12 protein-coding genes are annotated in these 15,625 nt (G+C 65.5%); 10 read left to right on the top strand and 2 right to left on the bottom strand.

The window, feature by feature from the left end; translation table 11 throughout:
* The first annotated feature begins 1 nt into the window (after position 1).
* The 4 genes from cysT to VZ068_RS05830 all read left to right on the top strand — a co-directional run bounded on the left by cysT (position 2) and on the right by VZ068_RS05830 (position 3,853).
* Positions 2-859 carry a sulfate ABC transporter permease subunit CysT gene (cysT, locus tag VZ068_RS05815; RefSeq protein ID WP_259152829.1) on the top strand — a complete coding sequence of 286 codons (858 nt, stop codon included), beginning with the start codon at positions 2-4 and terminating at the stop codon, positions 857-859.
* Positions 856-1,809, top strand: a complete 954-nt coding sequence (gene cysW, locus VZ068_RS05820; RefSeq protein WP_259152830.1) for a sulfate ABC transporter permease subunit CysW — start codon at positions 856-858, stop codon at positions 1,807-1,809. Before cysT ends, cysW begins: the two co-directional genes overlap by 4 nt.
* A gap of 7 nt (positions 1,810-1,816) precedes the next feature.
* Positions 1,817-2,848 (top strand): sulfate/molybdate ABC transporter ATP-binding protein, encoded by a 1,032-nt coding sequence (locus VZ068_RS05825; protein WP_349657135.1) that lies wholly within the window; start codon positions 1,817-1,819, stop codon positions 2,846-2,848.
* Positions 2,849-3,139: 291 nt separating this feature from the next.
* The gene (locus VZ068_RS05830; RefSeq protein ID WP_259152832.1) at positions 3,140-3,853 is read left to right on the top strand and encodes a TorF family putative porin; all 714 of its coding nucleotides are present in this window, start codon (positions 3,140-3,142) and stop codon (positions 3,851-3,853) included.
* A gap of 137 nt (positions 3,854-3,990) precedes the next feature.
* Here the strand turns inward: VZ068_RS05830 and tdh are convergent, their stop codons facing one another.
* Together tdh and VZ068_RS05840 are read right to left on the bottom strand one after the other, a co-directional pair.
* A complete protein-coding gene (tdh, locus tag VZ068_RS05835; protein WP_349657136.1) occupies positions 3,991-5,025 on the bottom strand; it encodes an L-threonine 3-dehydrogenase in 1,035 nt (344 codons plus the stop codon).
* A 574-nt stretch (positions 5,026-5,599) separates the two neighbouring features.
* Positions 5,600-8,011, bottom strand: a complete 2,412-nt coding sequence (locus tag VZ068_RS05840; RefSeq protein ID WP_349657137.1) for a TonB-dependent receptor — start codon at positions 8,009-8,011, stop codon at positions 5,600-5,602.
* 104 nt (positions 8,012-8,115) lie between these two features.
* Between VZ068_RS05840 and VZ068_RS05845 the strand changes: the two genes are divergently transcribed.
* From VZ068_RS05845 to VZ068_RS05870, 6 genes are all read left to right on the top strand, one after another.
* A complete protein-coding gene (locus tag VZ068_RS05845; protein WP_349657138.1) occupies positions 8,116-10,197 on the top strand; it encodes a phospholipase C, phosphocholine-specific in 2,082 nt (693 codons plus the stop codon).
* A gap of 382 nt (positions 10,198-10,579) precedes the next feature.
* Entirely contained in the window at positions 10,580-11,224 is a 645-nt protein-coding gene (locus VZ068_RS05850; RefSeq protein ID WP_005993981.1) for a histidine phosphatase family protein, read from the top strand.
* A 209-nt stretch (positions 11,225-11,433) separates the two neighbouring features.
* Positions 11,434-11,982 (top strand): hypothetical protein, encoded by a 549-nt coding sequence (locus VZ068_RS05855; RefSeq protein WP_259152839.1) that lies wholly within the window; start codon positions 11,434-11,436, stop codon positions 11,980-11,982.
* Between the two features lie 230 nt (positions 11,983-12,212).
* On the top strand, positions 12,213-13,496 hold the full coding sequence (gene folC, locus VZ068_RS05860) for a bifunctional tetrahydrofolate synthase/dihydrofolate synthase (protein WP_349657139.1): 1,284 nt from the start codon (positions 12,213-12,215) through the stop codon (positions 13,494-13,496).
* A gap of 67 nt (positions 13,497-13,563) precedes the next feature.
* Positions 13,564-14,631 carry an SPOR domain-containing protein gene (locus VZ068_RS05865; protein WP_349657140.1) on the top strand — a complete coding sequence of 356 codons (1,068 nt, stop codon included), beginning with the start codon at positions 13,564-13,566 and terminating at the stop codon, positions 14,629-14,631.
* Between the two features lie 224 nt (positions 14,632-14,855).
* Positions 14,856-15,602 carry a CvpA family protein gene (locus tag VZ068_RS05870; RefSeq protein WP_259166297.1) on the top strand — a complete coding sequence of 249 codons (747 nt, stop codon included), beginning with the start codon at positions 14,856-14,858 and terminating at the stop codon, positions 15,600-15,602.
* Positions 15,603-15,625 lie beyond the last annotated feature (23 nt).

A 15,625-nucleotide genomic window follows, 5' to 3' on the forward strand; every position in this document is an offset into this window, starting at 1 on the left:
CATGCAGACGTCGGTTGCACGCCCAGCGTCGCCATCGCGCCGACGCGTGATGCCGGGGTTGGGCCTGAGTCTGGGTATCACCCTGGCCTGGCTGGGATTGATCGTGCTGATCCCGCTGCTGGGGATTTTCATCAAGACCAGCGGCCTGGGCTGGGAGGGCTTGTGGAAGGTCTGGAGCGAGCCGCGCGTGCTGTCGGCGCTGCGGGTGAGCTTCGGCACCGCGTTTGCGGCCGGCGCCTTCAATGCAGTGATGGGCACCTGGGTGGCGTGGGTGTTTGTGCGTTACAGCTTTCCGGGCAAGCGCCTGTTCGATGCGGTGATCGATCTGCCGTTCGCGCTGCCGACCGCAGTGGCCGGCATCGCGCTGACCGCGCTGTACGGCGGCAACGGCTGGGTCGGGCGCTGGCTGGAGGCGATCGGCATCAAGGTGGCCTACACCCAGCTGGGCATCGTGCTGGCGCTGGTGTTCGTCGGCCTGCCGTTCGTGGTGCGGGTGGTGCAGCCGGTGCTGGCCGAGAGCGAGCGTGAGCTGGAAGCCGCCGCTGCCACGCTGGGCGCCTCGCGCTGGCAGACGGTATGGCGGGTGGTGCTGCCGGGGCTGTGGCCGGCGGTGCTGACCGGCTTTGCGCTGGCCTTCGCGCGTGGCGTGGGCGAGTACGGCTCGGTGATCTTCATCGCCGGCAACCTGCCCAATTCCACCGAGATCGCACCGCTGCTGATCACCATCCGGCTGGAAGAGTTCGACTACGCCGGTGCCACCGCCATTGCAGCGGCAATGCTGTTGCTGTCGTTCGTGATCCTGTTGCTGGTCAATACGCTGCAGGCACGCCTATTGCGCTATCAACGGAGGCCCGCATGAGCGATGCTGTTTCATCGCTGCCTTCCATGTTGCAGACCCGCACGATGACCGAGCAGGCGCGCCGCATCACCGATTCGGCCACCAACGAGCCGCGCTGGGTGCAGTGGCTGATGATTCTGGGGGCGCTGGTCTTTCTGCTGGCGTTCCTGCTGCTGCCGCTGGTGCTGGTGTTTGCCGAAGCGCTGCGCGGCGGTTGGGAGACGTTTCTGCGTGCAGTGGTCGACCCGGACGCCTTGTCGGCTATCAAGCTGACGTTGCTGGTAACGGCGATCGTGTTGCCGTTGAATCTGATCTTCGGCGTTGCCGCTGCGTGGGCCATCAGCAAACACCGGTTCTGGGGCAAACGCCTGCTGGTCAGCCTGATCGACCTCCCCTTCTCGGTCTCGCCGGTGGTGGCGGGCTTGATCTTCGTGCTGATCTTCGGCCGCAGCGGCTGGGCCTGGCCGTTGATCGACGAGGGGTGGCGGGTGCAGTTGCCGGCGCTGGGCGAGATGGTGATCCAGCTGCCGCGGATCGTGTTCGCGCTGCCGGGCATCGTGCTGGCGACGACCTTCGTCACCTTCCCGTTCATTGCGCGCGAGTTGATGCCGCTGATGGAGCAGCAGGGCAGCGACGAAGAGCTGGCCGCGCTGAGCCTGGGTGCGAACGGCTGGCAGATGTTCTGGCGCGTGACCTTGCCCAATATCCGCTGGGGCCTGCTGTATGGCGTGCTGCTGTGCGCGGCCCGCGCGATGGGCGAGTTCGGCGCGGTGTCGGTGGTGTCCGGGCATATCCGCGGGCGCACCAATACGTTGCCGCTGCATGTGGAAATTCTCTACAACGAATACGCCTACAGCGCCGCGTTCGCGTGCGCCTCGCTGCTGGCATTGACCGCGCTGCTGACGCTGGCGCTGAAGACGTATCTGGAATGGCGGCACGGCGATTCGCTGGCCGCCAACCACCGCCATTGAGGTGACCATGGGCATCCGCATCCACCGCCTGCGCAAGCAGTTCGACACGTTCACCGCGCTGGACGACATCACCCTGGACGTGCGTCAGGGCGAGTTGCTGGCCTTGCTGGGGCCGTCCGGTTCGGGCAAGACCACGCTGCTGCGGATCATGGCCGGGCTGGAGCATGCCGATGGCGGGCAGGTGCTGTTCGGTGAAGAAGATGCCACCCGCATGAGCGTGCAGTCGCGCCGGGTCGGTTTCGTGTTCCAGCACTACGCGTTGTTCAAGCATATGGACGTGTTCGAGAACATCGCCTTCGGGTTGCGGGTGCGGCGCGGCAACGAGCGTTGGGCCGAAGCGCGCATCCGCGCGCGGGTGGAAGAGCTGCTGGTGTTGGTGCAATTGCAGGGTCTGGAGCAACGCTATCCCACCCAGCTATCGGGTGGACAGCGGCAGCGTGTGGCGCTGGCGCGTGCGTTGGCGATCGAGCCGCGCGTGCTGCTGCTGGACGAGCCGTTCGGCGCACTGGATGCGCAGGTGCGCCGCGATCTGCGCCGCTGGTTGCGCGCGCTGCACGAGCAGACCGGGTTGACCACGGTGTTCGTGACCCATGACCAGGAAGAAGCGCTGGAATTGGCCGACCGCGTCGCCATCCTCAACCGCGGCCGCATCGAGCAACTCGATACCCCTGCAATGATCTACGACAAACCGGCCTCGCCGTTCGTATATTCGTTCGTGGGGGCGGTGAACCGCATCCCGGGCGTTCTGGAGCAGGGGCAGATCCAGGTGGCAGGCCACGCGTTGCCGGCAGCCAACGCCGCACTGGCCGCCGGCCCGGTCGAGGTCTACGTGCGTCCGGAGGATCTGGTGCCCGACGACACCGGCTGGCCGGCCACGGTGGCCTGGTCGCAACGCAGCGGGGCGCGCCTGCGCCTGCGCGCCACGCTGCAGCCGGCCGGCAACGAGGTGGAGGTGGAACTGCCGGCCTCGGCAGGAAGCTTCGAGACCGGCCAGCAGCTGCGCCTGGCAGCACGCCACTACGGCGTCTTCCCGGCCTGATGCAGCCGGATGGGCGGGCACGCCCTGCATCTGGATAGGCGATCGGTAGTGAAGATTCGCCAGTGGTAGCGTCCTGCTGTGGCTGTTGCGGATCCCCAATCCCCGATCCCCGCCATCAAGATTCGGCCCAGGCGGTCGATGAGACGAAGATCTGACCAGCGCATCGGCCTTGCGGATGTGCGCTCGATCAAGCGAGCGCGGCATTTATGTTGCGCTGCAATCACAGTTGGACTAAGAAGTCTGTGCAGTCCTCGCTCGCCAACCGACCGCCCATCGTCTCAGGAGATGCCCATGAAGCTTTCCCCGCTCGCTAGTTGTCTGTCGTTGTTGCTATTGGGTGTGGTGCCGCTTGCACAGGCACAGGACGAACAGCCCGCCTCGGCACTCAGCGGTACCTTTGCGGTGACCAGCGATTACCTGTTCCGCGGTATCTCGCAGACCAACGAAGAACCCGCGTTCCAGGCCGGGCTGACCTACAAGTTGCCGTATGGCTTCTACGTCGGTACCTGGACCTCCAATGTCGATTACGGCGCCGGCGATCCGGATTGGGAAGTGGACGGCTTTGTCGGCTACAACACCGACCTGAGCGCCAACTTCAATCTCGATGTGATGGTGAACCGCTACCAGTACCTGGGCGCCGGTGCCTCCAACTACGCCGAGCTGATCACCAAGACCACGTTCCTGAAGACCTACAGCCTGACCCTTGCCTACACCAATGATCTGTACGGCACCGAGACCGACGGGTACTACTACGCGCTGGACGCCAACTGGGCGTTGCCGCATGACTTCACCGTTGGCGCGCACGCCGGGCACAGCATCTACACCTCGGCGCTGAGCCAGGTGGACCACGACTACAACGACTTCGGCGTGAATGTGGGCAAGACTTTCGGCCCGTTGGGTCTGACCGTGGGCTACTACGACACCAGCGAAGCGGCCGAGTTCGGCTTCGGGCGGCAGAATTCGCAGAACCATCTGGTGGCCACCGCAACCGTCACCTGGCCGTGAGTGCGATGCGCTAGGCGCGTGGCTGGCGCATGCGTGGCGGGCGACGGCTGCCATGCATGACGCAGCTGTATGACATCGAACACGCGACATGCAAAAGGCGCCCTGGGGCGCCTTTTGCGTTTCTCACCGCCGGCCGATCAGTTCCAGCTCAACACGACCTTGCCGGCCTTGCCTTCTTCCATCAGGTCGAAGCCTTTCTGGTAGTCGTCGATCGGCAGTTGATGCGTCAGCACTTTTTGCAGCGGGAAACCGGACAGCACCAGCTGGGTCATCTTGTACCAGGTCTCGTACATCTTGCGGCCGTAGATGCCTTGCACGGTGAGGCCCTTGAAGATGATCTTGTCCCAGTCGCAGCCGGCGCCGCGCGGCATGATGCCGAGCATGGCGATCTTGCCGCCGTGGTACATGCAGTCGAGCATGTCGTTGAACGCGCGCGGGTTGCCGCTCATCTCCAGGCCCACGTCGAAGCCTTCCATGTGCAGGTCCTTCATCACGTCCTTCAACGAAGTATTGGATACGTTGACCACGCGCGTGGCGCCCATGTCGGCGGCCAGCTTGAGGCGGAAGTCGTTGACGTCGGTGACCACCACGTTGCGCGCACCGATGTGCTTGCAGATGCCGGCGGCAATGATGCCGATCGGGCCGGCGCCGGTGATCAGCACGTCTTCGCCGATGACATCGAACTCCAGCGCGCAGTGCGCGGCGTTGCCGTAGGGGTCGAAGAATGCCGCCAGCTCCGAAGGAATCTGGTCCGGGATCGGCCACAGGTTGGAGGCCGGCATCACCATGTATTCGGCGAAGGCGCCGTTGACGTTGACGCCGATGCCGACCGTGTTGGGGCACAGGTGCGGGCGGCCGCCACGGCAGTTGCGGCAATGGCCGCAGACGATATGGCCCTCGGCCGAGACGCGTTGGCCGACCTGGTAGCCGGTCACCGCCGAACCGAGCTCGGCCACGCGGCCGACGAACTCATGACCGATGGTCAGGCCGGGGGTGATGGTGCGCTGGCTCCACTCGTCCCACAGGTAGATGTGCAGGTCGGTGCCGCAGATGGCGGTCTTTTCCAGCTTGATCAGCACCTCGTTGGGGCCGGGCGTGGGCACGGGAACCTGCTCCAGCCAGATGCCTTTGTTTGCTTCGCGCTTGACCAGCGCCTTCATCGTCTGCGCCATCTGGCGGGGCCTGCTGAGTGAAAGATAAGCCGGCGATTATATGCGGGGTGAGGCCGGTGCCATGTGGCGGTGCAAGAACAACGATCTGCGTTGGTGCGTGCAGCCCGGGTGGGGAGTGACGGTGGCGCTGGGTTGTTGGCAGAAAGCCTGCGTCTGATGCCAGGCGGGTGCCCCATCCGCCCTTCGGGCAGTCCCGCGCAGGCGGGGAAGGGCAGGGACTTCGAGAAACAGGCAGGCCAGCACGCAGGGAAGCCGCCACGCAGGGAAGGCAGAAGAAACGGCAGGGCGGACAGAAAGCGGATGAAACCTGAAGGCGGCTACGCCGAACGAGCCGAACAAGCCGAACAAGCCGAACAAGCCGGACAAGCCGGACAAGCCGGACAAGCCGAGCAAGCCGAGTCGAGTTGAGTTGAGTTGAACCGAGCCGAGCCGAGCCGAGCGAACGTACAGTCTCGGGAAAGGGTGCCGCAGGCCGGCTCACGGCGCCGGGGCACCGTCGGCATGCCTTCTCCCGCGCGCGGGAGAAGGTGGCGCTTAGCGCCGGATGAGGGCGCCTTCCGCTGGTGCAGAGCGCTTAAAACTTCACGTCCAGACTCATGAAGTACTGGCGTGGCGCACCCACCACCATGGTCTGGTTGTAGCCGTCCGGATCGGAGGCAACGTAACCGTTGGTGCCGGTGCTGGCAAAGTAGCGCTTGTCGGTGAGGTTGGTGATGTTCAGGGCCAGGGCAATATCTGCCACGCCGCCCACGCGACCGAAGTCGTAGCGCGCCCCGGCGTTGAACAGCCAGTACGAAGGCACCTGCGAATCGTTGAGGAAGGTGATGTAGCGCTTGTCCACGTACTTGCCGTCCAGGTCCAGGCGCAGGTTGCCCAACTGGTAGCTGGCGCTGGAAGAGAACATCAACGCGGGAATGCCCACCACGTCCTTGCCCGAGGTCGCGACCACGCCGTTGTTGAGGTAATCGTCCTGATAACGCGAGCGGTTCCACGACAGCGAGTTCAACCAGCTCAGGCCTTCGGTCGGGCGCCACATCAGCGCCAGATCCGCGCCGGCGCTATGCACTGCGCCGACATTGCTCAGGATCGAGGCGCAGGTCTGCACCGCGGTGCACGGCGAGGTGGTCAGCAGGCGGTTGGAGAACTTGGTGAAGTAGGCATCGGCCGAGAGCTGGAATTGCTCGTCCTGCATGCGGTACCCCATTTGCACGGTTTGCGACTCTTCCGGCTCCAGCGTGGAGCGGCTGCGATCGAACGCGGCCTGCGAGGTGGCGAACGGGGTGAACCCGAAGGCGGCGATGTTCTTGCTGTAGGACGCATAGACGTCCTGGCGTTCGTCGAGTTTGTAGTTCACGCCCACTTGCGGCAGGAAGCCGTCTTCGGCGCGGATGCGGCCTTGCGCCAGCGACGTGGTGGGCACCAGCGACTGCGCGCGCGTGGTGGTGTTGAGCGCCTTTGCGCCGTAGTTCAACGTCAGCCGGTCATCGAGCAGGCGCACGGTGTCCTGCACGTAGAGCATGCGGGTCTGGGTGGTGTAACGCTGCAGGAAATCGCGGCGAAACGGCGTCTGCGCTTCGTACACGTTGTACAGCGAGGTGTAGCCCTCATTGCCCAGCGCGAAGTAATTGCGCCCTTGCGTGGTGCGTGCATTCTCGGCCCACACGCCGGCTTCCAGATCGTGATTGCCCCACGACCACTTCAGTGCGCTGGTGCCGCCGAAACGGTCCAGGCCATAGTCGGTGGTGCGCATCGACACCGGGATCTGCGCCGAGGTGACGACATACGGCGTCACCCATTGTCCTTCGCCGCGATTGGCGTGGTAATAGCCTGCGGCATCCAGGGTTGCACCGCCGAACACGAACGTGCCCGACAGGCCTGCAAGATTGTCGCGGCGCAGGCCGCCGCCGGCGTAATAACTGGCATCGAGCCAGCTGTAATCGCTGGGCAGCACGGCCAGCGATTGCGGGTAGCCGTTGGCCACACCGCTGGTCGCGCCGGTGGTCTGGTAGGCGCGCGCCATCTGTACGGCGGTGGCCCAATCCGGTTGCAGGTAGTCGTAGTCCCAACCCAGTGCGCGCTGGCTGGTCAACGACAGGTCCATATAGTCGTATTCCTTGCGCCGCGAGGTATCCAGGAACAGGCTCAGGCGATTGCCCTCGCCCCATTGGTAGACGGTCTTGAGGTTGGCCTGTTCGGATTGCTGATCGCCGAAGCCTTTCCACTTGTCGGTGGTGGCATTGGCGTAGGACAGATAGGCCGACAAGCCATTGCGATCGCCGGTATCGGCGCGCACGAAGGTGCGTCGCGTGGCATCGCTGCCCACCGTCTGCACCAGCCGCGCGCCGGGCGTGGTCTGCGGATCGGCGGAGTAGAACTGCATGGTGCCGCCGAGGTTGGTGTTGGATGCGGTGCCGAGCGCGCCGGCGCCTTGTGCGATCTCCACCGAGCCGAGGTTTTCGGAAATGATGGCGCGGGTGATGTGCAGGCCGTTGGTGACGCCGTAGCTCATGTTGCCCAAGGGAATGCCATCGAGCGTGTAGCCCAGGCGGCTCTGGTCGAAGCCATGCAAGGTGACCTGCGTGGACCACTCGTAGGTGCCGAACGGATCGGCGGACTGGAATTGCACGCCGGGCAGTTTTTCCACCGCCTTGAAGGCACTGCTGCCCGGCGTCAGCTGTTCGATGTCCTGCCGGCTGATCCGCTGCACCTGCCGTGTGCTGCCTTGCGAGACGACGTTGATCGCATCCAGCTGGGTCGCGTTGCCCGCGGCATCGGCAGGCGTCACCGGTGCATCGGCTGCGCTGGCGACGGGTTCTGCGGCGTGCGAGATGACGGGGAGCAGCGCGGCGAGGGCGAGTGCCAGTGGCGTGACATGGAAACGACGGGCGGAAGTCATGGGGGAGTCCTGTTCGAGCACGGCTGAGGGCGGACGCACGGTGCAAGACCGGCGTTTCGCGACGCAGGGTGTCAAGGGCTCATGAAACATTGATGACGGTGGCTGTCGCAAAACTGTCGCGCAGGCCCGCTATACGTAACGTGTGCGGCCGCCGTGCGCGCTGCACGTCACCGACCTTTGCAGGATCTTTCGTCATGACGTCATCTTCTTCGCGCCGCGACTTCCTCAAGCGCGTCGCTGCGCTCACCGCTGCCGGGGCATTGCCGTCGTCGATCGGTCGCGCGCTGGCATTGCCGGCCAATGCGCGTACCGGCACGCTGCGCGATATGGAACACGTGGTGATCCTGATGCAGGAAAACCGTTCGTTCGACCATTACTTCGGCGCGTTGCGTGGTGTGCGCGGGTTCGGCGATCCGCATGCGCTGCAGTTGCGCGACGGCCAGCCGGTGTGGAGTCAGCCGGCGGCCGATGGACGACGGCTGCTGCCGTTTGCGTTCGATACGCAAACCACGAGCGCACCATTGATCAAAAGCCTGGATCATTCGTGGAAAGCCGGCCACGGGCAGGATCCGGCGCGCTGGGCCGAATACGACGCGTGGGTGCCGTACAAGGGCGAGCTGACGATGGGGTACTTCCAACGTCAGGACATTCCGTACTACCACGCGCTCGCCGATGCGTTCACCATCTGCGACGGCTACTTCTGCTCGATGCACGGGCCGACCAATCCCAATCGCATGTATCTGTTCACCGGCACCAGCGGTCTGAGCGTGGGCGACACCCGTGCGCAGGTGGCCAGCAACGCCGATGACGGCAACTGGACCGCCGACATGGCGCGCGACAAACCCGGCTATGCGGCGATGGGCTGGACCACCTACGCACAGCGTCTGCAGGCGGCCGGCATCGATTGGCGGGTGTATCAGGAATACGACAACTTCGGCTGCAACTCGTTGGCGTATTTTGCGCACTACCGCGGGCTGGACACAGCTGACGAACGTTATCGCCGCGCGCGTGCCTGTGTCCCCGGATCCACCGCGGACAACGCCGCCAGCACGCAGGCCGATCACCTGATCGCCGCAATCGCTGCCGACGTGCAGGGCAATCGCCTGCCGCAGGTGTCGTGGGTCATTCCGCCGACTGCCTATTGCGAACACCCCGAAGCGCCGCCGGCCTACGGCGAGTCGCTGGTGTCGCGGTTGATCGATGCGCTGACCTCCAATCCGGACGTCTGGGCGAAGACGGCCTTGATCATCAACTACGACGAGAACGACGGCTTTTTCGATCATGTGCCGGCGCCGCTGCCGGCGCTGGACGCGCGCATGGGCCGCAGCAATGTCGATGTGCGCGGCGAGGCCTACAACGGCGTGCCGGTGGGCCTGGGCATCCGCGTGCCGATGCTGGTGATTTCGCCATGGACGCGCGGCGGCTGGGTCAATTCGCAGGTGTTCGATCACACCTCGGTGCTGCGCCTGCTGGAACGTCGCTTCGGTGTGGCCGAACCGAATATCAGCCCGTGGCGTCGCGCGGTCAGTGGCGATCTCACTAGCGTGTTCGATTTCCGCAAGCCCGACGATTCGGCGCTGAGCGCACTGCCGTCCATCGACGACTACCGCACACGCACGGCGGCGGCACGCGACAAACCATTGCCCGTGCCGCCGACCAAGGCCGTCATGCCGCGACAGGAGCCCGGCCAACGTCCGGCGCGTGCGTTGCCGTATGCCTTGCAGGTGCACGCGCGCGCGCAAGGCGATGGCGCGCTGCAGTTGCAGTTCGTCAACACCGGCACGGCTGCGGCTGCATTCAACGTCTACACCAGTGCTCCCACTGGCGGGCCGTGGTACTACACGGTATTACCTGGTACCCGGCTCGATGACGTTCCGGTGGGTGCCGCGCACGACGGCGCGTATGGGTTGCGCGTGCACGGGCCGAACGGATTCCTGCGCGAATTTGCCGGCGAGCTGGCGACCACGCCGCAAGCAGCGGCAGCGCCGTGGGTCGAAGCGCGTCAGGATGGCGGCACGCTGGTGCTGGAGATCGGTAACGCCGGGCAACGGCCCTGCACCTTGCACCTGCGTGCGCTGGACCACGCAGATCCTGTCCCGCGCGCGCTGCAGCTTTCCGCAGGTCAGCGCCAGGTGCTGCATCTGCCGCTGGCCGCCAGCGACCACTGGTACGACGTGGTCGTGGAGCAACCGGGCGGCGCGTTCCGGCGGCGTCTGGCCGGTCACCTGGAGACCGGCAGCCCCAGCCGCAGCGACCCGGCGCTCGGTCGCGCCTGAGCACGCCTGATTCACTGGGCGACGGCTGGGTCGGCGCGGTGTTGCGACCGTATCGCGTCGCGCACAGCGCACAAGAATTGCGCGGTGCGCGCGGCAGTGCGGTTCGCTGCGCGCGGCGATCACCCCGGATGCCGAGCTCCATGTTGAACATGCCGGCAGCATGCCGGCCTCGACACGTCGCCAAGTTCCCGCGATCGGCAGTGCGGTGCGTCAGCGCCGGAGGCCAGCCGGGGGCGGGGCGCAGCAGGGCATCGCAGGCACGCAGCGCCGTCGGAAGAGCAGGGCGTGCGCGCAAGCGCAGAGGGAACGAGTGGGAGCGGTTATGATGCGGTCCGGTTTCGCCGCGGCGTGCCGGCCCCTCCCCCCAAGGAACTCTCAGCGCATGCGCATCCTGCTTGCTCGTCACGGCGAGACGCCGTGGAACGCCGAAGGCCGTTACCAGGGCCAGATCGATATTCCGCTGTCGCCGGTGGGCGAAGGCCAGGCACGCGCGTTGGGCGAGCGGCTGCAGGCGTTGCAGATCACCCGTGCGGTCGCCTCGCCGCTGTCGCGCGCGCAGGCCACAGCCAAGGCTGCGTTGGGCGCATCGCGCGAAAGCTTGCTGCAGACCGATCCGGACCTGCAGGAAATCGCCCATGGCGAGTGGGAAGGCCTGCTGGCCAGCGAGATCAACGACAAGGATCCGGCGCGTCTGCGCGCCTGGCGCGAAGAGCCCGATACCGTGCTGATGCCTGGCGGCGAATCGCTGCGGCAGGTGCTGGACCGCAGCTGGCGCGGCCTGGCGCGCGCCGCCGACGGCCTGGGCGCCGACGACACCTTGCTGGTGGTCGCGCACGATGCAGTCAACCGCGTGATCCTGTGCAAGATCCTCGGCCTGCCGCTGTCCAAGCTGTGGAGCTTCCGCCAGGCCCCGACCACGCTCAACCTGCTCGAAGGCGACGATGTCGATCACCTGGAAGTGGTGCGCCTCAACGACTGCGCGCATCACACCCCGTTTTTCGGTGAAGCCAAGCATCGGGCGCTGTAGCCTTGGTGGTGGCGTGTTGCGCTCAGGAATAACTCTTATAGCTTTCACGCTGCCAACATTCAGGTGCTCGAGATGGGTTTCCATGCATTGCTGCTTGCAATCCAGGCGTCCTCTTTAAATTTGCACGTTTGAAGAGGGGTGTCTGGTCTCGGTCTTCAGCGTTTGTTGGCCGCTGCGCAGCATGCGCATACGTCTGAGGGATCAGTTCGGTGAAAACAAAGCTGTTCGCTTTGATGAAGGTTGCCTCTATCTTCGTGATGCTTGGGCTTATTCCGCCGAGCTTGTTCGCCACATTTATCCCCGTCGAGTTCCTTCAGGGGCGCTATTGGAAGTGGCCGGCCTTGGTGATGGGTATCGCGCTAACGGTGCTGCTGCGTAGGCGTAACCGTCGCTTAGGTCGACCAACAGACATGGATGGTGGCGGGCACGTCCTTAAAGTCTTTATGTTCCTCGGGATGCCGGTAATGATGGGCTTTCTCTCCTGGTTGTTTCTGGCAAAAGCCATCCCTTGGGGGGTGACATTGCTGGTGGGGACGACGTTCGAGGAGGCATATCTCATGCAGACCTACCATCAGTCGAAAAGCGATTTTTGCGAATATCAATTGCGCGGTGGTCCGATTGATCATGCGTTTCCAGATCATCTTTGCATCAAGGAGGAGCTGTACCTCCGCTACCCAGAGCAGCAGATCGCGGTAACCTTGAAAGGGCAACGCTCGGTCTTGGGTGCGCGGGTCACTGAGATCTACGGGCCGCAATGAGTGGTCGAATGCCTGGTTTTTCTGGCAATTGGTGTCTCCAACATGGATTGTCGCCGGTAAGTCCAAACAGCCGTCAATGTCACGCGACGCATATCGCCTGTGCGAATTGATGACGCGCCCTGCCGTGCATCGGTCTGACCAAGCATTCGCGAGGCATAAAGCGCCAACGTGGCGTGCGATGCGCACGCGCACATGGCGATAATGTGCCCCTACTCTGCGCAGCCCTCCCCATGAACGCAACGAACTCTCTCTCCGACTGGCTCGTCTACATCGAGCAACAACACCCCAGCAGCATCGCGATGGGGTTGGAGCGCGTGCGCGAGGTCGCTGCGCGGTTGCAGATTGAAGCGCCGGCCAAACATGTCGTCGTCGTAGGCGGGACCAACGGCAAAGGCTCCACCGTGGCCTTTATCGAGGCGATCGGGCGGGCGGCCGGCTGGAAGGTGGGCAGCTACACCTCGCCGCATCTGCTGCGCTACAACGAGCGCGTGCGTATCGATGGCAGCGAGGCCAGCGACGCGCAACTGGTGGATGCATTCGCAGCCGTCGAAGTGGCGCGCGGCCAGACCGCACTGACCTATTTCGAGTACGGCACACTGGCCGCGTTGTGGCTGTTGCAGCGCTCCGGTCTGGATCTGGCGGTGCTGGAGATCGGCCTGGGCGGTCGCCTGGATGCGGTGAACATCATCGATTCGGATGTGGCGGTGATCACCACCGTGGATATCGATCACACCGATTGGCTGGGCGAAGACCGCGAGGCGATCGGCACAGAGAAGGCCGGCATCATTCGTGCCTGGAAACCGGTGGTGCTGGGCGAGATCGACCCGCCGTCGAGCGTGTTGCGGCTTGCTTATCAATTGGGCGCCAACGCGATCCGCGCCGGTAGCGATTATTTCTTCGAGCCGATCGACACACCGCACCCCAACGCGCAGCACTGGCGCTGGCGCGATGTCGCGGTGACCCTGGAGCTTCCGATGCCGGCTTTGCACGCGCCGGTGCAGCTGGCCAATGCGGCCGCAGCGATCGCCGCGCTGCAGGCATTGCCGGTGCAACTGCCCGCTGCTGCCTGGGCGCAGGGCATCACCAACGCCCAGGTGGCCGGGCGCCTGCAGCGCATCGACGTCGATGGCGTGCAGGTGTTGCTGGATGTCGGCCACAACCCGCAGGCCGCGCGCGCGCTGGCCGATGCACTCGGCGCGCAGGCGCATGCCGGCAGCACGCATGCGATCTACGCCGCATTGGGAGACAAGGACGTGCTGGGCGTAGTGGAGGCGGTGGCCGCGCAGATCGACCACTGGACGCTGGCCGGGCTGGAAGGCGTACGTGGGCAGTCGGCCGAGGCCTTGCAGCAGCGCCTGCAGGGCAGCGCTGCGGCGCAGGCGCCGCGCCAGCGCGACGTCGCAAGCGCACTGCGCACGGTACTGGCAGCAGCAAAGCCCGGGGACCGCGTGCTGGTGTTCGGCTCGTTTCATACCGTTGCCGACGCGCTGAACGCACTTCGTTCAGCCCACTAGGGTCGGCGAGGTGGCGCCGGCCTTATAATCGCCGCGGCACCCCGCCACGCCTGTAGCGCTCTTTACTGTGGACACTGCTCTGAAACAGCGACTGATTGGCGCCATCGTTCTGGTGGCGCTTGCCGTGATCTTCCTGCCGATGCTGGTCAAGGGCCCCGCGCCGTCTAGCGGTGTGGCCGATGTGCCACTGGAGGCGCCTGCCGCGCCCGGCAATGGCGAGTTCGAAACCCGCGAATTGCCGCTGGTCACCCCGGGCAATGCGCCTGCGGGTGGCGCGCTGGGCATGGCCGGTGCCCCCAGCGCGCCGGCCGCGGTGCAGGACAACCCGGACGCCGCCGATCTGGCCAACCCCTCCAGCGCCCCGTCCGCGCCGGAAGTGGCGGCCGGCAACTACGCGGTGAATTTTGGCGCGTATGCCACCAGCACCGATGCCGATGCGGTGATCGCGCGGCTTAAGCAGGCGCAGCTGCCCGGCTTCAGCGAGAAGACCCAGATCAATGGTCGCCCCGCCTGGCGCGTGCGCGTGGGGCCGTATGCCGACCAGGCCCAGGCCGAATCGGCGCGGCTGCAGGCAGTGAAGGTGCGCAGCGACGTCAACGCGCAGGTGGTGACGCTGGACGCCAACGCTTCCGCACCGGCGCCGGTTGCCACGCCGACGCTGACGCCTGCGCCGGCCGCAAAGCCTGGCAGCAGCGTGGCCGCCGCCAGCGCGCCTGCCGCGCCCAAGACCGAGAGCCTGCCACCGGAACCGGCCAAGCCGGTCGCCGCTCCCAAGCCGGCCGAAGCGCCCAAACCGGCGCCGGCCAAGCCTGACGTTGCCAAGCTGGAACCGGCCAAGCCAGAGCCGGCAAAACCGGTTGCGGCCGCACCCACCGTGCCGGCGGCTCCTGCCGCAAGCGGTGTCGGGTTTGCGGTGCAGCTGGGCGCGTTCGGCCGCGCCGAAGATGCCAATGCCCTGCGCGACCGCGTGCGCGCTGCCGGCTTCAGCGCCTTCGTCGAACAGGTCCGCACCGACAAGGGCGCACTCAACCGCGTGCGCGTCGGCCCGGTCGCCAATCGTGGCGATGCCGAGCAGTTGCGCGCGCAGGTGGCGGCCAAGGTCGGTATTTCCGGCATGGTGCGTCCGCATCCTTAGAGATGCTCTCGACCTGCCGCGCCGCCTGGCGTCTGCGGTAGCGGTGCGAATCGGCGTGAGCCACGCGTCCGGTCCACGTGTTGCAGGCGCCGAAGAGGCGGATGATCAGCGCTGGCGTCTTTCGGACACACCCGCAGTTTCGACAGCTTCACGCCCACGGAGGGGAAGGCAATGATCAGCAAGCCACGTTGGACCGGCGTACGCGCCGCGCGGAGACCTCGCCAATGATCGACATGGTGTTGGGCGTCATCATTCTGGTGTCGGCGCTGTTGGGCCTGCTGCGCGGCTTCGTCGCGATCGTGGTCGGCACCTTGTCGTGGTTGCTGGCGGGCTGGGCTACGTTCCTGTTTGGCGGCTCGGCCGCGCGCTGGCTGGCCGATGGCAAGCATCCGTCGGCCACCGAGTCGTTCGGCGGCTACGCCATGGTGTTTGTCGGCGTGCTGATCAGTGTGGCGGTGATCGGCATGGTCATTCGCGCCGGCGTGGATGCGGTCAAGCTCGGCGGGACCGACCGCATGCTCGGGTTCGGTCTGGGCGTGGTGCGCGGCGGGTTTCTGGCCAGCGTGCTGGTGCTGCTGATGGGCTTCACGCCATTGCCGCGCGAGGCGGCGTGGCGACAATCGGTGCTGCTGCCGATCCTGCAGCCCGGTGCCGGCTGGATGCGAGCGCAACTGCCGGCCTGGCGCATGCCGTCGATGGACATGCCATCCATGGAACTGGGCAACCTGCCCACGGAGTTGGGGAAGTTGCCTTCGACAGGCGATAATGCGGACCTGGGCAAAATGCTGTCCGGGTCCGGACTGAGCGACACCGTGTCGCGGGCGCTCGGCAAACCCGGCAACGCCGCCAGCGACGGACGCAATCCGGCGCAGGCGATGCCGGCCAATATCGATCCGGCGCAGGTTCGCGGCGGAGAAAGCGACCCGGCTCGGGTCGAATCCCAAGGCCAGGCACGGCCACCTTCACAGTAACGGCGCAAGCCGCAGCGGAGAAC

Origin of the sequence: Xanthomonas sp. 10-10 (assembly GCF_040182365.1) — a bacterium.
Taxonomy (GTDB): Bacteria; Pseudomonadota; Gammaproteobacteria; order Xanthomonadales; family Xanthomonadaceae; genus Xanthomonas; species Xanthomonas arboricola_F.

Coding starts and splice junctions, on each gene's coding strand:
- cysT (WP_259152829.1), top strand. CDS start 2: ATGCAGACGTCGGTTGCACGCCCAGCGTCGCCATCGCGCCGACGCGTG.
- cysW (WP_259152830.1), top strand. CDS start 856: ATGAGCGATGCTGTTTCATCGCTGCCTTCCATGTTGCAGACCCGCACG.
- VZ068_RS05825 (WP_349657135.1), top strand. CDS start 1,817: ATGGGCATCCGCATCCACCGCCTGCGCAAGCAGTTCGACACGTTCACC.
- VZ068_RS05830 (WP_259152832.1), top strand. CDS start 3,140: ATGAAGCTTTCCCCGCTCGCTAGTTGTCTGTCGTTGTTGCTATTGGGT.
- tdh (WP_349657136.1), bottom strand. CDS start 5,025: ATGGCGCAGACGATGAAGGCGCTGGTCAAGCGCGAAGCAAACAAAGGC.
- VZ068_RS05840 (WP_349657137.1), bottom strand. CDS start 8,011: ATGTTTCATGAGCCCTTGACACCCTGCGTCGCGAAACGCCGGTCTTGC.
- VZ068_RS05845 (WP_349657138.1), top strand. CDS start 8,116: ATGACGTCATCTTCTTCGCGCCGCGACTTCCTCAAGCGCGTCGCTGCG.
- VZ068_RS05850 (WP_005993981.1), top strand. CDS start 10,580: ATGCGCATCCTGCTTGCTCGTCACGGCGAGACGCCGTGGAACGCCGAA.
- folC (WP_349657139.1), top strand. CDS start 12,213: ATGAACGCAACGAACTCTCTCTCCGACTGGCTCGTCTACATCGAGCAA.
- VZ068_RS05870 (WP_259166297.1), top strand. CDS start 14,856: ATGATCGACATGGTGTTGGGCGTCATCATTCTGGTGTCGGCGCTGTTG.